Origin of the sequence: Rhizobium cerradonense (genome assembly GCF_030182455.1) — a bacterium.
Taxonomy (GTDB): Bacteria; Pseudomonadota; Alphaproteobacteria; order Rhizobiales; family Rhizobiaceae; genus Rhizobium.
In genome coordinates this window covers 215,351-237,612 of record NZ_JAQJCK010000007.1, presented here as the reverse complement: position 1 = coordinate 237,612, position 22,262 = coordinate 215,351, and the positions used below count along the sequence as shown (strand labels likewise).

Genomic DNA, 22,262 nt, shown 5'->3' with positions numbered 1-22,262 from the left:
ATTTGCACGCACATATCAATTTTGAGACAAGCATGGTGAAACAGAAGGAACGCCGGCCCGGTTCGAAAGCCGCGGGCGGCCCCGGCGCAAAGCCCCAAAGGGATGCCAGGCGCGACGCGCCCCTCAAGACCGGCAAGCCACCGGCAAAGCCCGCACGCGATAACGGCCCGCGGTCTGCTCCGGCCGCGCGCGACAGCGGTGAGCGAGTGTCGGAATCCCGCGGCGCGGCGCCTGTCGCGGTCGCGTCCGAACGCCCGTTGATCGTGCGAAACGGTGAGCGTCCCGTGGAGCGCGTGCCCGTTATCCTTGAATCGCTGGGCGCCGGGGATTTCCACCTGATCGACAGCGGCAACGGGCTGAAGCTCGAGCAATACGGTCCCTATCGCATCGTCCGGCCGGAGGCGCAGGCACTGTGGCAGCCGTCGCTTGCCGCCCATCTCTGGGACAATGCCGATGCGATCTTCACTGGCGACACTGATGAGGACGGCATGGGTCGCTGGCGGTTTCCGCGCGAAGCGCTCGGCGAGACCTGGCCGCTGCAATTGCTCGGCATCGATTTTCTCGGCCGCTTCACCGCCTTTCGCCATGTCGGCGTCTTCCCGGAGCAGATCGTGCACTGGGCCTGGATGAAGGAGCAGGTCGAAGCCGCAAAGCGGCCGCTGAAGGTGCTGAACCTCTTCGGCTATACCGGTGTCGCCTCCCTGGTCGCCGCCGCTGCCGGCGCGGAAGTCACCCATGTCGACGCCTCGAAGAAGGCGATCGGCTGGGCGCGGGAAAACCAGGCGCTCGGCCGCATGGAAAAGCTGCCGATCCGCTGGATCTGCGAAGACGCCATGAAATTCATCCTGCGCGAGGAACGGCGCGGCAATAAATACGACATCATCCTGACGGACCCGCCGAAATTCGGCCGCGGCCCGAATGGCGAGGTCTGGCATCTCTTCGAACACCTGCCGTCGATGCTCGATATTTGCCGCGAGATTCTGTCGCCCAAGGCGCTTGGCCTAGTGCTGACTGCCTATTCCATCCGCGCCAGCTTCTATTCGATCCATGAGCTGATGCGCGAAACCATGCGGGGCGCCGGTGGCGTCGTCGAATCCGGCGAACTGGTGATCCGCGAGGCAGGCCTCGACGGCAAGACGCCGGGCCGGGCACTCTCCACATCTCTCTTCAGCCGCTGGGTGCCCAAATGAACCATGATTTCCGCAATGACGGCCCTCGCAAGGTCGGACATGTCAAGGAGGTCACCTCCCTTGCCAATCCGATCATCAAGGATATCAAGGCGCTGACCAATAAGAAGTCCCGCGAGGAGAGCGGCGCTTTCCTGGCGGAAGGCTTGAAGCTGGTCATTGATGCCCTGGAGCTCGGCTGGACCATTCGCACGCTGGTCTATGCCAAGGCAGCCAAGGGCAAGCCGCTGGTCGAGCAGGTGGCCGCCAAGACCGTCGCGGCCGGCGGGCTGGTGCTCGAAGTCAGCGAAAAGGTTATCGCCTCCATCACCCGCCGCGACAATCCGCAGATGGTGGTCGGCATATTCGATCAGCGCTGGCGGCAGCTTCGTGACGTCAAGCCGAAAGCCGGCGATACCTGGGTGGCGCTCGATCGCGTGCGTGACCCCGGCAATCTCGGCACCATCATCCGCACCTCGGATGCAGCCGGCGCCTCTGGCGTCATCCTCGTTGGCGAGACGACGGACCCGTTTTCGCTGGAAACGGTCAGGGCAACCATGGGCTCGGTCTTCGCCGTTCCCGTCGTCAAGGCGACGCCGGAGGAGTTTCTGGCCTGGAAGAAGACGGCGGGTGTTTCCGTCGTCGCCACCCATCTGGCCGGCGCCGTCGACTACCGCACGATCGACTACAAGAAGAAGCCCGTCGTGCTGCTGATGGGCAACGAACAGTCCGGCTTGCCGGATGCCTTGGCGAAGGAGGCCGATGCGCTTGCCCGCATCCCCCAGGCCGGCCGCGCCGATAGCCTCAACCTGGCAGTGGCGACGGCGGTGATGCTGTTCGAAGCCCGCCGCCATCTTCTGACCCTCAGCGAGACGCGATGACTGACAGCGAGATAAACGAACAGGCGCCCGTAAAACCCGCACTGTTTTCCCGGCCCATGCCGATCCTGATTTTCATTGTGGCCGCTGTCATCCTCGACCAGGCCGTCAAGCTCATGGTCGACAACTGGCTGCCTTTGCAGGAGATGGTGCCGGTCATTCCGATGCTGGCGCTCTATCGCACCTATAATCTTGGGGTCGCCTTCTCGATGCTATCGGGCATGGACGGCTGGTTCATCGTCGGCATGCGCCTCGTCATCGTCGTTTTCGTGCTCTGGCTCTGGCGACGGACGCCCAATCATCGCTGGCTTGCCCATCTCGGCTTCGCGTTGATCATAGCCGGTGCGCTCGGCAACCTGATCGACCGGTTCCTCTATGGTCATGTGATCGACTATATTCTCTTCCATACGGAAACATGGTCGTTTGCCGTCTTCAATCTCGCCGACAGTTTCATCACTGTCGGGGCCGGTTGCGTCATTCTGGACGAGCTGCTTCTGCCGAAAAAGGCAAAAGCTTAAAATTCTAGCGAATCCCTGAAGGCATCGGGAACAGTGCTCATGTTAGTAAGGCCACATGAGCACTCTGGCAAATCTGCAGGAAAAGCTTGTCGCCGCCACCACCGACGACCACGACGCGCCGCGCGAACGGCCGGTGGGCGGCACGCCGCTCATGGCCACCGGTCCCATCGAGATTTCGCCGGCTAACAGACCGGATACGTCGCCGTCCGATTTTTCCCTATGGCTGCACCGCCATTGGTTGAACGGTGGCGGTTTGATCGCCGGCGTGGCGCTCATGTCGGTCGGCTATGCAGGTGGACCGCTGGCGCTTGCCGGTTTGCTGGGACTGATAGCGCTGGCGATCGTCGGCGCTGGTGTCTTGCACAGGCGACATGCTGCCCGTAAGGTCATAGCGGATATGCTGGCGCTCAGCGAACACGAGCATGACCGTCTCTGGGAGAGCAACGAAAGCACCAGTCTGCTCGCCACCATCCACGATGCGCTTGGCGATATCACTGTGACACGCGACATCGAACGCCGCATCGTCCATGCCAACGCCACCTTCCGTAACCTGACCGGCAAGTCGAACCCGGAGGGTTTGACGCTGGAGGAGGCGGGTCTTGTCTTCCGGGTTGCGACGGATTCCCAGCGCCAGGATGCGGAGATTTCCACGCCGGAAGGCCCGCGCATCTTCGCATGGCACGATGTCATGTTCCGCGACCCCGCCACCGGACAGTTGAGAATCCAGAGCGTCGCCCGCGACGTCACCGAGGAACGGCAGGCAGCGCGCCTTCGCGAGGAGGCAAGGCTGAAGGCGGAATACAACAGCGCCGCCAAATCACGGCTGCTCGCCACCGTCAGCCACGAGATCCGCACGCCCCTGTCGGGAATTCTCGGCATGAACCATCTGCTTGCCCAGACGCCGCTCACCCTGGAGCAAGCCAATTACCTGACCGGCATCCGCCAATCCGGCAATGCCCTGGTGCAGCTCGTCGAAGACCTGCTGGATTTCTCGACGATCGAAGTCGGCCGCTTCCAGCTCCGGCCACGCGCCGAACATCTGCGGCCGCTGCTGGAAGGCGTTGTCGAGATGCTCGCCCATCGGGCCCATGAAAAAGGCATCGAGATCGCCGCGACCGTCGCGGCGGATGTTCCCGAAACCATGGAGTTCGATCCTGCCCGGCTGCGCCAGGTGTTGTTCAATGTCATCGGCAACGCCGTGAAGTTCACGCAGACCGGTGGCGTGCTGATCCGCGCCGGCCTCGATGGTGACGACCTGGTGATATCGGTCAGGGATAGCGGCCCGGGAATGACCGAGGAGGAGCAGGCACGCATCTTCGGCGAGTTCGAACAGGCGGGCAATGTGTTGGACAGAAGCGCCGGCACAGGCCTGGGGCTGGCGATCTCCGCCCGCATCCTGCGCGAGTTCGGCGGCACGTTGAACGTTTCCAGCGCGCGGGGCGAGGGCAGCGAATTCACGGTCCGTTTTCCGATTTCAGTCGTCGCTGCGGAGAACGAGCCGGCTAGGCGCAGCGAACTGCTCAAAGGTTCCCGTGTCTTGTTGCTGGCCCCGGAAGGCGCGGCAAGCACCGCGATTGCCGGCACCATCCGCACGCTCGGCGGCCACTGCCGCGTGATCGGTCCCGATGATGTGAAAAACCTGGCGCAGTCTGCGCCTCACGACGCCGGCATGTCGCTGACGGATATCATTGTCGATCATCGCATGGCGCCCTGGTATTTCCGCGAAGGGACTGAGCTTGCTGCGCTCGGTCTCAGAAAGATCTTTCTGGTCAATCCGGAAGAGCGCAACACGCATCCGCTCGATCTCTTCGATGCCTGGCTCATTCGGCCGCTGCGCGAACAATCGCTGATCGATGTGCTGAGCGGCCGCATGCGCGGCATGGAAAAGCGCGATGTGCTGAGTAGCCCGCCCCAGATCAGTCTCGTGACGCCGGAGGCGGCAGATGCCGCCCTCAACGTTCTCTTGGGCGAGGACGATCCCGTCAATGCCATGCTGGTGCGCGCCATGCTCGCCAAAGCCGGCCATAGGGTTCGTCTCGTCGAGGATTTCGATAATTTGCTCGCCCGCGCCGAAAACAGCGAGAACCGCCCTGATGTCGTCGTCACCGACCTCACCATGCCAGGCGGCGAGGGCGCGGCTATGCTCGCGCAACTGAGGGCGCTGGAGCGCCGATACGGCCTTTCGCCGCTGCCTGTGATCGTGCTGACCGCCGACAGCCGCGACGCCATCCGTCGCCAGGCCCTGCTTTCCGGGGCCGATGCCGTCATCGTCAAGCCGGTCGATCCCGATCGCTTGATCGCCGAGGTGCAAGGCCTGTCGAAACAGGCTTTCGGACGCGCCTAGATTGAAAACATGTCCCCGAATCGCGATTCGGCCTTATCCGCCCACGCGATGACGAACTGAGCCAAAAGCCGCTTCGCATCTTTTAAGAGCATCCCCTGGGATACAAGGGCTTTGTCCAAATTCGATGGTGGAAACAGGCACGGTTCTTGCTTTTCGCAACGCACCATGTCACTTTCCTGTCGCACGAATTTGCTTTATGGCGCCTATATTAACCCGTAGAGGGGGAGTCGCCATGTCCATCGAAATTTTGAATCGCGAAGCTCAGGGCGAAATGGTTCAGTCTTCAAAGGCAACGGTTGCGCCGGTTGCCAGCGATGTGCTCGGACGCATCGGAAATCTAGAAACGCGCCTTGCTCGCACGGCGCGGGAAATCGATGCCGCGCAAGCGGTGCGCTATCGCGTCTTCGTTGAGGAGATGAATGCGCAACTCCCGGCCGATGCCATGCGTCGGCAGCGCGATATCGATAGCTGGGATTCGATCTGCGACCATCTGCTGGTTCTCGACCGCTCGCTGGAAGGTGATTCGGAAGACCAGATCGTCGGCACCTATCGCCTGCTGCGTCAGGACGTGGCGATGGCGAATGGCGGTTTCTATTCCTCTTCGGAATTCGATATCGACGCTCTGCTTGCTCGCCATCCAGAAAAGCGCTTCATGGAACTCGGCCGTTCCTGTGTACTGCCGGAATATCGCACCAAGCGCACGGTCGAACTGCTGTGGCAGGGCAATTGGGCCTATTCTCTGAAACACGGCATGAACGCCATGTTCGGCTGCGCCTCCTTCCCCGGCATCCGTCCGGAGCAGCATGCGCTGGCTCTCTCTTTCCTCTACCACAATGTCATTGCCAAGGATGAATGGGCCGTCAGCGCGCTGCCGTCGCTTGCCCGCACCATGGACCTGATGCCGGTCGAAGCGGTCAATTCCAAGAAGGCGCTGATGGCGCTGCCGCCGCTGATCAAGGGTTACTTGCGTCTCGGTGCCATGGTCGGTTCCACCGCCGTCGTCGATCATGCCTTCAACACGACGGACGTGTTGATCGTCTTGCCGATCGCCAGCATTTCGGACCGCTACGTCAACTATTACGGCGCCGACGCCGGTCGCTTCGCGAGCTGATCGGCGCAAGCCGGGCTGGGCGGGCAACGGCCATCCTCAGGGAATCGCAAAAATATCAATCTCATCCGTAATGCCGCGGAGCGAGACGTGGTGGGTCTGCGGCTTCAAACCATGGGTCGTCAGCAATTCGCTGGCGCGGGGGTTGTCGAGTACGGAGCCGGTGGCGAATATTTCGTGCGAATTGGCGAGATGCTGGACGCGGGAAGCGATGTTGACCGTCTGCCCGAAATAGTCCTGACGCTCGTTCAAGCTGACCGCGATGCACGGCCCTTCGTGGATGCCGATCTTTAAAAGAAGATCGTCGTTGCCGCGCTCCTTGTTGAGGCTGACCATTGCTTCGCGCATCCGCATTGCCGCCGCGAGTGCCCGGTCGGGAGTTGGAAACGTCGCCATGACGGCATCGCCGATGGTTTTGACCACCGCACCGGCCTCTGCACCAACGATCTCATGCAGAATGCTGAAATGGGTCCTCACCAGATCGAAAGCGGCAAGGTCGCCGACCCTCTCATACAGGGCCGTCGAGCCGCGCAAATCGGTGAACAGAAAAGTGAGGCTGGTGATCTTCAGCCGCTGGTCCACGTCGATCGTGTCCGTGCGGTGGATGTCGCGGAAGGTTTGGTTCGAGAGCAGTCGCTTCGCGGTCAGAAATGGACGCCGCTGACCCAGCAGGCCGTGAAGCACGTCATTGGCCACGCAGATTGATGGCAGCGTGCGGACCTCTGTGTGGTTTTCCATCAAAATGCGCAGAGGGCCGGGTCGTAAGGTAATGGGTTCGCTGTGCCGGTGCATGCGATCGAACACGAGCGTGAGGGTCTGCCGCTCCTTCGATGGTTCGCCTTTCACATCGACGAATTGAGCCGCATGCGTAACCGGCTCGAAGATGATGACGTACTCCGCCGGCAACTGAAGCGACACGACGGCTTTTTCTCCGGCAGGCAGTTCCAGCGCCTCCAGAACGAATTGGTCGACCTTCGCTTCGTAACCCTTGTCGGGAAGATCTACGCCGGAACCCCAATAAATCTGCCGAAAATATTCGAAGGGCGGCAATTCGTGCGGATTGTGAGCCTCGATGTGGCGGACGCGCGGGCTGACGGTGAAGGTGACTTCGACCATCTCGTCGAGGGTCGGCTCATAGCCGGCAGCGCAAAGCGCGCAGCTATAGGTGTCGCTCTGAACGGTTTTCAGCGAGGTATTGGCATCCAGCACTCCGCCGCAGCCGGGGCAAAGAACATTCCAGGAGATCTCGAAGAGGCCGAGGCGAGACGCATGCAGGAAGGCGTTGATGGTCTGCTCTTCATCGAAGCCGTGCTCGGCTGCGAAGGCAAGCGCGTTCACCCGGTTGAGCTTGCGATCGGGCGCGTCACGGACGAGCTGCTCAATAGCGTCGACAATATCTGGCCGCGCTGAATGGCGCAGCACTTCGAAAAGGGACTGGGCTTCACTCATTTCCCTATTTTACACCGAATTGACCCGGCGGCCATTGCCTTTCTCCGACCGCCGGCTCCACTATTCAGCGTAGTTGATTACGATCCTGCCCCATAAGCGGCAATCGCCGCCATGTTGACGATGTCGGAATCCTTTGCCCCCATCGAGGTGATCTGCACCGGCTTGTCGAGGCCGACGAGCAGCGGGCCGATGACGGTGGAACCGCCGAGTTCCTGCAGCATCTTCGTCGAGATCGAGGCCGAGTGGAAGGCGGGCATGACAAGCACGTTGGCGGGACCGGAGAGACGCGAGAAAGGATACTGGGTCTCGATGATCTTGCGGTTCAGCGCCACATCGGCGGCCATTTCGCCGTCGAATTCAAAATTGACATAGCGCTTGTCAAGAATGTTCACCGCCTCGCGCACCCGTTCGGAGCGTTCGCCCGAGGGATGGCCGAAGGTGGAGTAGGCGAGCATGGCGACACGCGGTTCATAACCCATGCGCCGGGCGAAGCCGGCGGCTTCCTCGGCGATATCAGCCAGTTCTTCCGCAGTCGGCATATCATGCACGGCGGTGTCGGCAACGATGACGGTGCGGCCGCGGGCAAGCACCAGCGATGCGCCGATGACCCTGTGCCCCGGTTTGGCGTCGATGCAGCGGCGCACATCGTCGAGCGCGGTCGAATAATTGCGCGTCACCCCCGTCACCATGCCGTCGGCATCGCCGAGCGCCACCATGCAGGCGGCGAAATGGTTACGGTCGTTGTGGATCAGGCGCGTCACATCGCGGTGCAGGTAGCCTTTGCGCTGCAGCCGGGCATAGAGATAGTCGATATAGGCCTCAACACGCTTGGAAATGCGGGCGTTGACGATCTCCAGGCCTGGCCGGTTGAGGTCGATCCCGGCGCGGTCGGCGGTTGCGTGGAGAAGGTCCTCGCGGCCGAGCAGGATGGCGGTGCCGAGCCCCTGGTTGGCATAGGACAAGGCGGCGCGCATGACCTGCTCTTCCTCAGCTTCGGCGAAGACGATCCGCTTTGGATGCCGGCGTACGCGCTCGTAGAGCTGTGCAAGCGTCGAGGCGATCGGGTCGCGCCGCGCCGAAAGTTCGCGGGCATAAGCGGCCATGTCCGGCATCGCGCGGCGGGCGACGCCGCTTTCGATCGCGGCTTGCGCGACGGCAACCGGGATCGCCGAGATCAGGCGCGGATCGAAGGGCACAGGGATGATGTATTGCGCCCCGAAACGCGGCCGCGCGCCCTGATAGGCGGCGACGACATCGTCCGGCACGTCTTCGCGCGCCAGGCTGGCGAGCGCCCTGACGGCGGCGATCTTCATTTCATCGTTGATCGTCGAAGCCCGCACATCGAGCGCGCCGCGGAAGATATAGGGGAAGCCGAGAACGTTGTTGACCTGGTTGGGATAGTCGGAGCGTCCGGTCGCCATGATGGCGTCGTCGCGGATGCGGGCGACTTCCTCCGGCGTGATTTCCGGATCGGGATTGGCCATGGCGAAGATGATCGGCTTGTCGGCCATGGAGCGGATCATCTCGGCGGAAAAGGCACCCTTCTGCGACAGGCCGAAAACCACATCGGCGCCCTTCATCGCATCTTCCAGCGTGCGGCTGTCGGTTTTCACCGCATGTGCCGATTTCCACTGGTTCATGCCCTCGCTGCGGCCCTGGTAGATCACGCCCTTCGTGTCACAGAGCACGATGTTGTCCGGATTGAAGCCCATCGCCTTGATCAGCTCGACGCAGGCGATCGCCGCCGCACCGGCGCCGTTGCAGACGAGCTTGGTGGTCTTGAGGTCGCGGCCGGTCAATTCCAGCGCATTAATCAGGCCGGCGGCGGCGATGATGGCGGTGCCGTGCTGGTCGTCGTGGAAGACGGGAATGTCCATCAGCTCGCGCAAGCGCTGCTCGATGATGAAACAGTCGGGCGCCTTGATATCCTCGAGGTTGATGCCGCCGAAGGAGGGGCCGAGGTAGCGGACGCAGTTGATGAACTCGTCGACATTTTCGGTGTCGATTTCGAGATCGATCGAATCGACATCGGCAAAGCGTTTGAAGAGAACGGACTTGCCTTCCATCACCGGCTTGGAGGCCAGCGCTCCGAGATTGCCGAGGCCGAGAATGGCCGTGCCGTTGGAGATGACTGCCACCATATTGCCGCGAGACGTGTAGTCGTAAGCCGTGCCGGGATCGGCGGCGATTGCCTTTACCGGAACGGCGACGCCGGGCGAATAGGCGAGCGAAAGATCGCGCTGCGTTGCCATAGGCTTGGTCGGGTTGATTTCGAGCTTGCCGGGGCGGCCCTGCTTGTGGAAGTCGAGCGCTTCCTGATCGGTAATCCCCGTTCCCGAACGCGACGTGCTGTTGGTGTCAGGCATGTATCCTCCAAACCTCCTGTGGGCGACCGGTCCCTCTTGCCCGATAGCTGTTGTCTTCTATAGCGGCGCGCGGATAGGGTGGCACCTCATTTTTTGGGAAAAACTGCACCTCCGTGAACGAACGAATAATTGCCAGCATCGACGCTTTCTCGACCGCCGAGCTTGCCTCGGAGGAAAGCCGCGCTTCGGCGACGCCGATGATGGAGCAATATATCGAGATCAAGGCGAACAATCCCGGTTCGCTGCTGTTCTATCGCATGGGCGATTTCTACGAGCTGTTTTTCGAAGACGCTGTCGATGCATCGCGCGCGCTCGGCATCACGCTCACCAAGCGCGGCCAGCATATGGGTCAGGATATTCCGATGTGCGGCGTGCCGGTGCATGCCGCCGACGACTATCTGCAGAAGCTGATTTCGCTGGGTTTCCGCGTCGCCGTCTGCGAACAGGTGGAAGACCCGGCGGAGGCGAAGAAGCGCGGCGGCAAGTCGGTTGTCCGGCGCGATGTCGTTCGCCTTGTGACGCCAGGCACCATCACAGAAGAAAAGCTGCTGTCGCCCTCGGAATCCAACTATCTGATGGCGCTCGCCCGCATTCGCGGCGGCTCGGAGCCGCAACTGGCGCTCGCCTGGATCGATATTTCCACCGGTGTTTTCCGTCTGGCGGAAACCGAAGCCTCGCGGCTGCTCGCCGATATCCTGCGCATCGATCCGCGCGAGCTGATCCTGCCGGATACGATATTCCACGATCCCGAGCTGAAGCCGGTCTTCGACGTGCTCGGCCGCACGGCGGTGCCGCAGCCGGCGGTCCTCTTCGACAGTGCCAGTGCCGAAGGGCGTATCACGCGGTATTTCGAAGTCTCGACACTCGATGGCTTCGGTTCGTTCACCCGCGCCGAGCTTGCCGCCGCTGCTGCCGCCATTGCCTATGTCGAGAAGACGCAGATCTCCGAGCGGCCGCCACTTGGGCTGCCGGAGCGCGAAAGCGGCGCGTCGACATTGTTCATCGATCCCGCCACCCGCGCCAATCTCGAACTGGTGCGTACGCTTTCCGGCGACCGCAACGGCTCGCTTTTGCGGGCGATCGACCGGACCGTGACTGGCGGCGGTGCGCGTCTACTTGCCGAGCGGCTGATGTCGCCGCTGACCGATCCGGCGCGCATCAATGAACGACTGGATTCGATCGGCTTCCTTTCTGAAGAGCCTTCGCTCTGCAGCGATCTCAGGATAGCGCTGAAACACGTGCCGGACATGCCGCGCGCATTGTCGCGCCTGGCGCTCGACCGCGGCGGCCCGCGCGATCTCTGGGCGATCCGCCAGGGCCTCGCTGCGGCGGCCGGCGTTGCCGATCTGCTAGTGGCTGCGTTGCTTCCCGAGGAGCTGGGAACAGCACTTGCCGGGCTCCGCGCCTTGCCCGCCGATCTCGAAGTGCTACTTGCCGGCATGCTCGCCGATGAATTGCCGCTCTTGAAACGCGACGGCGGGTTCCTGCGGGAAGGGGCGAATGCCGAGCTGGATGAGGTCCGGGCGCTGCGCGACCAGTCGCGCCGGGTCATTGCCGGATTGCAACTGCAATATGCCGAGGAAACCGGCATCAAATCGCTGAAGATCAAGCACAACAACGTGCTCGGATACTTCATCGAGGTCACGGCCGGCAATGCCGGGCCGATGACCGACAGCGGCGAAGCTAAGGCGCGCTTCATCCATCGCCAGACCATGGCCAACGCCATGCGCTTCACTACGACCGAGCTTGCCGATCTCGAAAGCCGCATCGCCAATGCCGCCGACAAGGCGCTTGCGATCGAGCTGGCGGCCTTCGACCGTATGGTCGCAGCCGTCGTCGCCGAGGCGGAGGCGATCAAAGCCGGTGCCCGCGCGCTATCGGTAATCGATGTCGCGACCGGGCTGGCATTGCTTGCCGAGGAACAGGGCTATTGCCGGCCGCTGGTCGACGACAGCCGGATGTTTGCGATCGGCGGCGGCCGCCATCCCGTGGTCGAACAGGCATTGCGCCGCCAGGCGAGTGGCCCCTTCGTCGCCAATAATTGCGATCTGTCGCCGACGGCGGATGGCAAGGATGGCGCGATCTGGCTGCTGACCGGCCCGAACATGGGCGGTAAATCGACCTTCCTGCGCCAGAACGCGCTGATTGCCGTCCTTGCGCAGATGGGGTCGTTTGTGCCTGCCGCCTCCGCCCATATCGGCATTGTCGACCGGCTGTTCTCGCGCGTCGGCGCTTCGGACGATCTGGCGCGTGGCCGCTCCACCTTCATGGTCGAGATGGTCGAAACGGCCGCGATCCTCAACCAGGCGACCGCCCGGTCGCTCGTCATCCTCGATGAAATCGGCCGCGGCACCGCGACGTTCGACGGTCTCTCCATCGCCTGGGCGGCGGTCGAGCACCTGCACGAAGCGAACAGATGCCGCGGTCTCTTCGCCACCCATTTTCACGAGCTGACGGTGTTGTCGGAAAAGCTCGGCCGATTGTCGAATGCCACGATGCGCGTCAAGGAGTGGGATGGCGACGTGATTTTCCTGCACGAGGTCGGGCCGGGCGCTGCCGATCGCTCCTATGGCATTCAAGTGGCGCGGCTCGCCGGCCTGCCGGCTTCGGTGGTGGCGCGCGCCCGCGACGTTTTGACGCGCCTGGAAGATGCCGACCGTAAGAACCCTGCGAGCCAGTTGATCGACGACCTGCCACTCTTCCAGGTCGCCGTCCGCCGCGAGGAAGTGGCTGGCCGGCGAGGACCGTCCAAGGTAGAAGAAGCGCTGAAGGCGCTCGATCTTGACGATCTGACGCCGCGCGCCGCGCTCGACGCGCTTTACGAACTGAAAAAGACCCTGAACAAGGCCGGCTGAGGCGATTTCAAAGGATAACCCGATGCATATCGAACATCTTCTCGCCGAGGTCCGCATTCTGGCCGAGCGTTTTTCTCCGATCGCCGCCCGCGGCAAGATCTGCGGCGAGGGCGACGCGCCGGACTGCGAATCCGACCGGGGGCTTCTCAACATAGCCCTGTCCTGCAGCCGGATTTCCGACATCAGCTCAAGGATCGCCAAGGCGGGCTATTGGGAGTGCGAACGGGAAATGTTGACGCAGATCGGCGCCCAATCGCGAAATATATTATATAGCATCAACGAACTCAGACGATCGCTTGAGATGCCGCAGCCCTAAAACTGCCGATTTCTGCATCGACAGCCGTCACTCTTCGTCAACTTTGGCCCGATAGAACTCCCGAAGCCGCTCATTCGGGAAATTTGGTCTAGGCTGAATATGAGGATTCGGGCGTAGAATGCCTGTGTCAATCGCCGGGCAAAGAGGCTATAGCGCATGCAGACGAAAAGACAGGCGCGCCGCCAATGGGCCGCGGTCAACGAACAGGATCCCGGTCGGCCGAGCATGGTAATGCATGACATCGATTTTCCCGTCATTCTCGACGTCTCCGCGCTGAGGGCGGAATGCGAGACCCTCGCCAAGCGCCATGAGGACAAGAAGGACGAGCGCGCCGCCCTTCTCGCCCTGTTGAAAAAGGCCAGCCTGGAAGGCCGCGAAAAGGTGCGCCTCCTGCTTTCGGAGGATGGCAGCGGGCTCAATTGCGCGCACCGCATTTCCTGGCTGCAGGATCAGATCATCACCGTTCTCTACGACTTCACGGTCAGCCACGTCCATCCGAAGCAGAAAGGCAGCTTCGCGATCACGGCTGTCGGCGGCTATGGCCGCGATACGCTGGCGCCCGGCTCGGACATCGACCTGCTCTTCCTTTTCCAGCCGAAGCCCGAGGACGAGACGCACAAGGCGGTCGAATTCATTCTCTATATGCTGTGGGACATGGGCTTTAAGGTCGGCCACGCCACCCGCACCGTCGAAGAATGCATGCGCCAGGCAAAATCCGACATGACGGTGCGCACCGCCATTCTCGAAACGCGCTATATCTGCGGCAGCGAACCCCTGGCGCGCGAACTGGAAACGCGTTTCGACAAGGAAATCGTCACCAACACCGGGCCTGAATTCATTGCTGCCAAGCTTGCCGAGCGCGACGAGCGTCATCGCAAGGCCGGTGATACCCGCTATCTGGTCGAGCCCAACGTCAAGGAAGGCAAGGGCGGTCTCCGCGACCTGCATACGCTGTTCTGGATTTCGAAATATTACTATCACGTCCGCGATCCGGCCGATCTTGTGAAGCTTGCCGTGCTCTCGAAGCAGGAATACCGCCTTTTCCAGAAGGCTGAGGATTTCCTCTGGGCCGTGCGCTGCCATATGCACTTCCTGACCGGCAAGGCGGAGGAGCGGCTCTCCTTCGACATCCAGCGCGAGATTGCCGAAGCGCTTGGCTATCATGCCCGTCCCGGTCTTTCCGCAGTCGAACGCTTCATGAAGCACTACTTCCTCGTCGCCAAGGATGTCGGCGATCTCACTCGCATCCTCTGCGCAGCGCTGGAGGAGCAGCAGGCCAAGGCGACGCCGGGCCTGACCGGCGTCATCAGCCGCTTTGCCCATCGCTCGCGCAAGATCCCCGGTTCGCTCGAGTTCGTCGAGGATCGCGGCCGCATCGCGCTGGCCAATCCCGATGTTTTCAAGCGCGATCCGGTGAGCCTGATCCGGCTGTTCTTCGTTGCCGATATCCATGGACTGGAGTTTCATCCTGACGCGCTGAAGCGCGTCACCCGTTCGCTGGGCCTGATCGACAACGACCTGCGCGAAAACGAAGAGGCCAATCGCCTGTTCCTGGCGATCCTGACCTCCAAGCGCGATCCGGCGCTGATTCTGCGCCGCATGAACGAGGCCGGCGTGCTCGGCCGCTTCATCCCGGAATTCGGCAAGATCGTTTCGATGATGCAGTTCAACATGTATCACCACTATACGGTGGACGAGCATCTGATCCGCGCCGTCGAGGTGCTGTCGGAGATCGATAAGGGCAATGCGGAAGATATCCATCCGCTGACCAACAAGCTGATACGCACCATCGAGGACCGCGATGCGGTTTATGTCGCCGTTCTCCTGCACGACATCGCCAAGGGCCGCGAGGAAGACCACTCCGAGGCCGGCGCCAAGGTGGCGCGGAAGCTTTGCCCGCGTTTCGGCCTGACGCCGAAGCAGACGGAGCTGGTGGTCTGGCTGATCGCCGAGCACCTGACCATGTCGATGGTCGCCCAGACTCGCGACCTGACCGACCGCAAGACCATCATCGATTTTGCCGACCGGGTGCAGTCGCTCGACCGGCTGAAGATGCTGCTGATCTTGACCGTGTGCGACATCCGCGCCGTTGGTCCCGGCGTATGGAACGGCTGGAAGGGCCAGCTTCTGCGTACGCTCTACTACGAGACCGAACTGCTGCTCGCCGGCGGTTTCTCGGAAGTATCGCGAAAGGAGCGGGCGGAAGACGCCGCCAAAGCGCTCGAAAAGGCGCTGGAGGACTGGAGCCAGAAGGACCGCAAGGCCTACGTCAAACTGCACTACCAGCCCTACCTTCTCTCCGTGCCGCTGGAAGATCAGATCCGCCATACGCAGTTCATTCGCCAGACCGACAAATCCGGCCAAGTCCTGGCGACCATGGTGCGCACCGACAGTTTCCATGCCATCACCGAAATCACCGTGCTCTCGCCGGACCATCCGCGCCTTCTGACGGTGATCGCCGGCGCCTGCGCTGCCGCGGGCGCCAATATTGCCGATGCGCAGATTTTCACGACGTCTGATGGTCGCGCGCTCGACACCATCCATGTCAGCCGCGAATTCCCCGACGACGCGGACGAGTTGCGGCGCGCCGGTACCATCGGCAAGATGATCGAGGACGTGCTCGCCGGCCGGAAGCGCCTGCCGGAAGTGATCGCCACCCGCACCAAAAACCGCCGAAAGAACAAGGCTTTCGTCATCCCGCCATCGGTGACGATCTCCAACAGCCTGTCGAACAAATTCACCGTCATCGAAGTGGAATGCCTCGACCGCACCGGCCTCCTGTCAGAAATCACCGCGGTTCTCTCGGACCTGTCACTCGACATCCAGTCGGCGCGCATCACCACCTTCGGCGAAAAGGTCATCGATACCTTCTACGTGACCGATCTCGTCGGACAGAAAATCTCCAACGAAAACAAACGAGCCAACATCACAGCGCGTCTGAAGGCGGTGATGGCCGGCGAAGAGGACGAGGTCCGCGAGCGCATGCCGTCCGGTATCATCGCGCCCGCTGCCACGCGTTCGTCCGCTGTTGAAAAGCTCGATCCTGAAAAGAAAGCCGGTTCAGCCGCATGAGCCTCGTCAAGAAATTCATCACCGTCGGCGGCGCGACGCTTGGCAGCCGCATCTTCGGCTTCGCCCGCGAAACGCTGATGGCCGCCGCTCTCGGCACGGGGCCGATGGCTGACGTGTTTTACGCCGCCTTCCGCTTTCCGAACCTGTTTCGTCGCCTTTTCGCCGAGGGTGCCTTCAACGCCGCCTTCGTGCCGCTCTTCGCCAAGGAGATCGAGGCGAACGGCATCGAGGGAGCCAAGCGTTTTTCCGAGGAAGTCTTCGGCGTCCTGTTTTCGGTGCTGCTGCTGATCACCATCGTCATGGAACTGTCCATGCCGCTCCTGGTGCGTTGGGTCATCGCGCCTGGTTTCGCCGACGATGCCGAGAAATTCGACCTGACGGTCCGGTTGGCCGCCGTGATGTTTCCCTATCTCATGTCGATGTCGCTGACGGCGATGATGAGCGGCATGCTGAATTCGCTGCATCGTTTCTTCGCCGCCGCCGTGGCTCCAATCTTCCTCAACCTGGTGATGATCAGCGCGCTGTTCTATTCGATCTATTTCGGCGCCGATCCGCTGGCTACCGCCTGGTACCTGTCCTGGTCGGTGCTGGTGGCAGGCGTGCTGCAGCTGGGTGTCGTCTATATCGGCGTGCGCCATGCCGGCATCAATATCGGCCTGCGCTTTCCGCGCTTCACGCCCAATGTCAAGCGGCTCCTGCTTCTTGCCATCCCGGCGGCCATCACCGGCGGCGTCACCCAGATCAACCTGGTGATCGGGCAGGCGATCGCCTCGGGCAAGGAAGGCGCGATCGCCGCCCTGCAATATGCAGACCGCATCTACCAGCTGCCGCTCGGCGTCGTCGGCGTTGCCGTCGGAATCGTGCTTCTGCCGGAACTGGCCCGTTCGCTGAAGTCAGGCCACCTTAAGGAAGCCGCCAATATCCAGAACCGCTCGATCGAATTCGTGCTGTTCCTGACCCTGCCGGCCGCTGTCGCACTCTGGCTTCTCTCCGACGATATCATCCGCGTGCTTTACGAGCGCGGCGCCTTTAACCCGAACAATACGACGCTGGTCGGCTCCATCCTCGCCATCTTCGGCCTGGGCCTGCCGGCTTTCGTGCTGATCAAGGCGCTGCAGCCGGGCTTTTACGCCCGCGAAGATACGAAATCGCCGATGCGCTACACGGCGGTCGCCGTCTTCGTCAATTCGGCGTTGTCCATCCTGCTTTTCCCGGTGCTGGCCGAACGCGGCATTGCGCTCGCCGAGGCGGTTGCCGGATGGCTGAACGCTGTGCAGCTCTTCGTCACGCTCTATCGCCGCGGACATCTCGCCTGGGAATGGTCGCTGGCGCGCCGCGCCGTCATGCTGCTCGTCTCTTCCGCCGTCATGGGCGGCGTCATCGTATATTTGTCTCATCGCTGGGAGCCGCTTCTGGGGTCCAGCTCGACGCTGCTCACCAAGATCGGCGTCCTGGGCTTGCTCATATTGATTGCGATGGTGGTGTATTTCGTTGTCGCCTTCCTGATCGGCGGCGTGGATTTGGGCATGGTGCGCCGCAATTTGAAGCGCAAGCCGGCGGAGCCGTTTCGGACGCGGAGGTAGTGAACGGGGAGTATCAAACTCCTTTGCCCGACCCCTTCCCGCAAGCGGGCGAGGGGACGATTTTGCCAGATACGGAGCTTCCCATGCCCCAATCCCTCTTCCTCGTCACCCTCGTTGTTGACGACTACGATCGCGCCAAGGCCTTCTATTGCGATGCGCTCGGCTTCGATTGCCTGCAGGACGAGGTGCAGCCGGAGGGCAAGCGCTGGGTCGTCGTCAAGCCAAAAGGCGGAGAGGGCGCCGCACTGCTACTGGCCCAGGCCACCGACGAAACGCAGCGTGCCGCAGTCGGCAACCAGACCGGCGGCCGCGTCGGCTTCTTCCTCAAGACAGATGATTTCGTTCGTGATCATGCCGCGATGAAGGAAAAGGGCGTGCGCTTTCTGGAGGAGCCGCGCCGCGAGGTCTATGGCACGGTGGCGGTCTTTGCCGATCCCTATGGCAACACCTGGGATCTGATCCAGCATTCTTCCTGAGACTCTGCCAGATATCCTCTTGATCCCCGCCTTTCTGCCGTGCATAAGCCGCTCGAAACCAAGGGTCGAGCGCCGCTCGCCCGGGCCCTCCACAAGCCTTTTGAGGACGACATGACCGAATTCAAGCCGCTCGTATTCTCCGGCGTCCAGCCGACCGGCAATCTCCATCTCGGCAACTATCTCGGCGCAATCCGCAAGTTCGTGGCCCTACAGGCCAACAACGACTGCATCTACTGCGTCGTCGACATGCATGCGTTGACGGCCCAACTCGTGCATGAGGACATGCCGGGCCAGATCCGTTCGATCACCGCCGCCTTCCTTGCCGCCGGCATCGACCCGGAAAAGCATATCGTCTTCAACCAGTCCGCCGTGCCGCAGCATGCCGAGCTTGCCTGGATCTTCAACTGCGTCGCCCGCATCGGCTGGATGAACCGCATGACGCAGTTCAAGGACAAGGCCGGCAAGGACCGCGAGCAGGCCTCCCTCGGCCTCTATGCCTATCCGAGCCTGATGGCGGCCGACATTCTCGTCTACCGCGCGACGCACGTGCCGGTCGGCGACGACCAGAAGCAGCATCTGGAACTGACCCGCGACATCGCCATGAAGTTCAATCTGGACTACATGGAGCATATCCGCCGCTCAGGCTACGGCATTGACATCACTGTCGGTGACGAACCGGTGCATGCCTATTTCCCGATGGTCGAGCCGCTGATCGATGGCCCGGCGCCGCGCGTCATGTCGCTGCGCGACGGCACGAAGAAGATGTCGAAATCGGATGCGTCCGACCTGTCGCGCATTAATCTTCTCGATGACGAAGAAAATATCTCGAAGAAGATCCGCAAGGCCAAGACTGATCCGGATGGCTTGCCGAGCGAGATCGCAGGCCTTGCCGGCCGGCCGGAAGCCGACAATCTTGTCGGTATCTATGCAGCGCTTGCCGATCGGTCGAAGGCGGACATTCTTTCGGAATTCGGCGGCCAGCAGTTCTCCGTCTTCAAGCCGGCGCTGGTCGATCTTGCCGTGCACGTGCTCTCGCCGATCACCGGCGAAATGCGCCGCCTGATGGCCGATCCCGGCCATATCGATGCCATCCTGCGCGACGGCGGCAACCGTGCGAGAGCCCGCGCCGAAGTGACGATGAAGCAGGTCCGCGACATCATCGGCTTTATCTACTGAGCCTTTTGGTCTCTTATCGGTTGGCGCGCGGCCGCTGCGGCGCGCCAAGGCTAGCGAACGGATGGGCCGACCTTGACTATCTTGCGGATTGCCTCCTTTTCGGAAGACGGAGCCGGCGGCAATCCCGCCGGTGTGTTGATTGCCGATGTCCTGCCCGATGCCGCTGAGATGCAGCGCATCGCGGCCGACGTCGGTTTCTCCGAGACCGCTTTCGCCTGCCCGGAAGGGCAGGGCTGGAGGGTGCGTTATTTCTCTCCAGAATCGGAAGTTCCATTCTGCGGTCACGCGACGATCGCCCTTGGAGCGGCCCTTGCGTTGCGGGAGGGCGACGGGATTTTTGCGCTCGCGCTCAATCAGGCCAATATCACTGTCGAGGGGCACCGAAATGGTGGCGTCCTCACGGCGGCCCTGCAATCGCCGCCCACGCGAAGCAAGGCGCCAACGCCTGAATTGCTGTCGGAGGTGCTGGCATTGTTCGGATATTCGACCGACGATCTGGACCCGGCCATTCCACCCGCGCTTATTCATGGCGGTGCCGATCACTTCATGCTGGCCCTGAAATCCCGCGGGGCGCTTGCCGCAATGACCTACGATCTCGATGCGGGGCGCACTTTGATGATCCGCGAAGGTTGGATCACGATCCTGCTCGCCTACGCCGAAACGCCGCAACTCTTCCATACCCGCAATGCCTTCGCGTCGGGCGGGGTCTATGAAGACCCTGCGACCGGCGCTGCAACCGCAGCCCTCGCTGGATATCTGCGCGACATTGCCTGGCCGCATGGCGGGGCCATCGACATCATCCAGGGTGAGGATATGGGAATGCGTTCTCGCCTGCGTGCCGATATCCCGGCCGCAGTTGGAAGCTCCATCCGAGTATCAGGCGAAGCAAGGCTTATGGACCAAAAAGCCAGCTAAGCGGCAACCGTCACCGGGTTCAAAACGGGGCTTGCCATGGCACGGATTTCGATGTCAGACTTGGCCCATGGTATCAAAACGTCTCTCACGGCTCGAAGGTCACCGCCGCAAGTTCATGGCGGTCATCGACGGCACCCCTGAATGCCAGCGTGCCGTCCATTACGCCGGCCGGCGCGCCAAGAATTCCAACGGCGGCCTTGTGCTCCTCTTTGTGATCCCCGAAGGCGATTTCCAGCAGTGGCTGGGCGTCGAGGAGATCATGCGGGCCGAAGCGCGCGAGGAGGCCGAGGCGGCAACGGCCAAGGCGGCGCAGATCGTGCGTGAAAATATCGGCATCGATCCGGAGATCGTCATTCGCGAAGGGGCGGCCGCCGAGCAGATCAATGCGGTGATCGAGGAAGACCGGGACATCGCGTTGCTCGTTCTCGCCGCTGGTTCGGCCAAGGAAGGGCCGGGACCGCTGGTGTCTTCGATCGCCGGGCGTGCCGCGGCCTTTCCGATCCCCGTGACGGTGCTGCCCGATACGCTGACGAACGAGGAAATCGACGCGCTGAGCTAAGTTTTTGGGCCTAATTCTTGAGAATCAGTCTCTTGAATAGCGCGGCCAAAAAGCCTATTTTCTTTTGAAATATTCTAAAGTCGGACACGACAGACGTGGTACGGGGCTTCGGTCTCGCCGCATGGAGATCAAGATGTTCATTCAGACCGAAGCGACGCCGAACCCCGCAACTCTGAAGTTCCTGCCGGGCAAGGTGGTGATGGAAAGCGGCACGGCCGAATTCCGCAACGCCGAAGAAGCGGAAGCCTCGCCGCTCGCTGCCCGCATCTTCGATGTACCTGGCGTTAGCGGCGTCTATTTCGGCTACGACTTCATCTCCGTCTCCAAGGAGAACCAGGAATGGCAGCATCTGAAGCCCGCCATCCTCGGTTCGATCATGGAGCATTTCATGTCCGGCAAGCCGGTCATGGGCGAAAGCTCGGTTCTTTCCGAAGCACAGGACGCCGGCGGTGAGTTCTTCGATGAAGGCGACGAATCAATCGTGCTGACCATCAAGGAATTGCTCGAGACCCGCGTTCGTCCGGCTGTTGCCCAGGATGGCGGCGATATCACCTTCCGCGGCTTTCGTGACGGCAAGGTCTACCTCAACATGAAGGGATCCTGCTCCGGTTGCCCGTCGTCTACCGCGACGTTGAAGCATGGCATACAGAATCTGCTGCGCCATTTCGTCCCGGAAGTGCAGGAAGTCGAAGCCGTCTAAGCATGGTCCCCAAACATGCGCAGCGGTTTTTGGATAAGATTGTGCAAAAACAGATTTTGGAGTGCAGTGACGGTTTGAAGCTAATTCACTGCGCTTCAAGTTTGGCCTTTTCGGAAAAATTGTGATGATCGTACTGGCGCTCGACACGGCAGGTGTGGATTGCGCTGCCGCTGTGTATGATAGCGGCAGTGATTCTGTGATTGGGGAGGTCACGGAAACGATCGGGCGAGGGCATGCCGAACATTTGATGGATGTTGTCGACCGGGCGCTGGCTGAAGCCGATATAGCGCTCGCGGCAGTGGAGCGTGTGGTCGTGACCGTCGGTCCCGGCTCATTCACCGGCATCCGCATCGGCGTTGCAGCCGCCCGCGGTTTCGCGCTTTCCCTGAACATTCCAGCCGTTGGCGTCACGACCCTCGAGGTCATGGCCGCCGCCGCTCGGGAAACGAATCCGGGTAAATCGGTTCTGGCCGCAATCGACGCCAAGCGCGAGGAGATCTATCTCCAGTCCTTCGATGCCGATGGCCATCCGCTGGATGAGGCGCGCGCCGTGACGATCGATGAAGCGCGTGCGATATCAGATGCTTTCGACGGCGTCGTCACCGGCTCGGCTGTTGCCCGGCTCAGCGACTCTCCGCCGGCGGCGCGGCCGGATGCCTTTCCGATTGCCACCGTCGCCCGGCTAGGCGCTGTCAAACCTGTCAGCGAAAAGCCGAAGCCGCTTTATCTTCGCGGACCCGACGCCAGACCGCAGGCAGGGTACGCAGTCGCCAGGGTATAA

General features: G+C 61.8%; 17 protein-coding genes. 15 read left to right on the top strand and 2 right to left on the bottom strand.

From position 1 onward, the window contains the following. Positions 1 to 35 precede the first annotated feature (35 nt). The 5 genes from PH547_RS17870 to olsB all read left to right on the top strand — a co-directional run bounded on the left by PH547_RS17870 (position 36) and on the right by olsB (position 6,017). Positions 36 to 1,190 carry a class I SAM-dependent methyltransferase gene (locus PH547_RS17870; protein WP_199773559.1) on the top strand — a complete coding sequence of 385 codons (1,155 nt, stop codon included), beginning with the start codon at positions 36 to 38 and terminating at the stop codon, positions 1,188 to 1,190. Next, complete coding sequence (locus PH547_RS17865) at positions 1,187 to 2,047, top strand: TrmH family RNA methyltransferase (protein WP_104821818.1); 861 nt, start codon at positions 1,187 to 1,189, stop codon at positions 2,045 to 2,047. Before PH547_RS17870 ends, PH547_RS17865 begins: the two co-directional genes overlap by 4 nt. Continuing rightward, complete coding sequence (lspA, locus tag PH547_RS17860; protein WP_104821819.1) at positions 2,044 to 2,562, top strand: signal peptidase II; 519 nt, start codon at positions 2,044 to 2,046, stop codon at positions 2,560 to 2,562. The genes PH547_RS17865 and lspA overlap by 4 nt, the downstream gene beginning before the upstream one ends. A gap of 55 nt (positions 2,563 to 2,617) precedes the next feature. Next, on the top strand, positions 2,618 to 4,906 hold the full coding sequence (locus PH547_RS17855; RefSeq protein ID WP_104821820.1) for a hybrid sensor histidine kinase/response regulator: 2,289 nt from the start codon (positions 2,618 to 2,620) through the stop codon (positions 4,904 to 4,906). A gap of 232 nt (positions 4,907 to 5,138) precedes the next feature. Next, entirely contained in the window at positions 5,139 to 6,017 is an 879-nt protein-coding gene (gene olsB, locus PH547_RS17850) for a l-ornithine N(alpha)-acyltransferase (RefSeq protein WP_104821821.1), read from the top strand. Between the two features lie 36 nt (positions 6,018 to 6,053). On the opposite strand, the gene PH547_RS17845 is transcribed toward olsB, so the two are convergent. Together PH547_RS17845 and PH547_RS17840 are read right to left on the bottom strand one after the other, a co-directional pair. Next, complete coding sequence (locus PH547_RS17845) at positions 6,054 to 7,463, bottom strand: adenylate/guanylate cyclase domain-containing protein (RefSeq protein WP_104821822.1); 1,410 nt, start codon at positions 7,461 to 7,463, stop codon at positions 6,054 to 6,056. 77 nt (positions 7,464 to 7,540) lie between these two features. Further along, complete coding sequence (locus PH547_RS17840) at positions 7,541 to 9,829, bottom strand: NADP-dependent malic enzyme (RefSeq protein WP_104821823.1); 2,289 nt, start codon at positions 9,827 to 9,829, stop codon at positions 7,541 to 7,543. Positions 9,830 to 10,026: 197 nt separating this feature from the next. Between PH547_RS17840 and mutS the strand changes: the two genes are divergently transcribed. The 10 genes from mutS to tsaB all read left to right on the top strand — a co-directional run bounded on the left by mutS (position 10,027) and on the right by tsaB (position 22,262). After that, positions 10,027 to 12,684 (top strand): DNA mismatch repair protein MutS, encoded by a 2,658-nt coding sequence (gene mutS, locus PH547_RS17835; RefSeq protein ID WP_245463963.1) that lies wholly within the window; start codon positions 10,027 to 10,029, stop codon positions 12,682 to 12,684. A gap of 22 nt (positions 12,685 to 12,706) precedes the next feature. Beyond that, entirely contained in the window at positions 12,707 to 13,000 is a 294-nt protein-coding gene (locus PH547_RS17830) for a hypothetical protein (RefSeq protein WP_104821825.1), read from the top strand. 156 nt (positions 13,001 to 13,156) lie between these two features. Then, positions 13,157 to 16,072, top strand: a complete 2,916-nt coding sequence (locus PH547_RS17825) for a [protein-PII] uridylyltransferase (protein ID WP_285168977.1) — start codon at positions 13,157 to 13,159, stop codon at positions 16,070 to 16,072. Further along, positions 16,069 to 17,655 carry a murein biosynthesis integral membrane protein MurJ gene (gene murJ / locus PH547_RS17820; RefSeq protein ID WP_285168976.1) on the top strand — a complete coding sequence of 529 codons (1,587 nt, stop codon included), beginning with the start codon at positions 16,069 to 16,071 and terminating at the stop codon, positions 17,653 to 17,655. Before PH547_RS17825 ends, murJ begins: the two co-directional genes overlap by 4 nt. 83 nt (positions 17,656 to 17,738) lie before the next feature. After that, positions 17,739 to 18,131 carry a VOC family protein gene (locus tag PH547_RS17815; protein ID WP_285168975.1) on the top strand — a complete coding sequence of 131 codons (393 nt, stop codon included), beginning with the start codon at positions 17,739 to 17,741 and terminating at the stop codon, positions 18,129 to 18,131. A 111-nt stretch (positions 18,132 to 18,242) separates the two neighbouring features. Then, entirely contained in the window at positions 18,243 to 19,307 is a 1,065-nt protein-coding gene (gene trpS / locus PH547_RS17810) for a tryptophan--tRNA ligase (RefSeq protein WP_104821829.1), read from the top strand. Positions 19,308 to 19,379: 72 nt separating this feature from the next. Beyond that, complete coding sequence (locus tag PH547_RS17805; protein WP_285168974.1) at positions 19,380 to 20,222, top strand: PhzF family phenazine biosynthesis protein; 843 nt, start codon at positions 19,380 to 19,382, stop codon at positions 20,220 to 20,222. A 67-nt stretch (positions 20,223 to 20,289) separates the two neighbouring features. Continuing rightward, positions 20,290 to 20,781 (top strand): universal stress protein, encoded by a 492-nt coding sequence (locus PH547_RS17800; RefSeq protein WP_104821831.1) that lies wholly within the window; start codon positions 20,290 to 20,292, stop codon positions 20,779 to 20,781. A 133-nt stretch (positions 20,782 to 20,914) separates the two neighbouring features. Further along, positions 20,915 to 21,481, top strand: a complete 567-nt coding sequence (locus PH547_RS17795; RefSeq protein ID WP_283048840.1) for a NifU family protein — start codon at positions 20,915 to 20,917, stop codon at positions 21,479 to 21,481. A 124-nt stretch (positions 21,482 to 21,605) separates the two neighbouring features. Beyond that, the gene (gene tsaB / locus PH547_RS17790) at positions 21,606 to 22,262 is read left to right on the top strand and encodes a tRNA (adenosine(37)-N6)-threonylcarbamoyltransferase complex dimerization subunit type 1 TsaB (RefSeq protein WP_285168973.1); all 657 of its coding nucleotides are present in this window, start codon (positions 21,606 to 21,608) and stop codon (positions 22,260 to 22,262) included.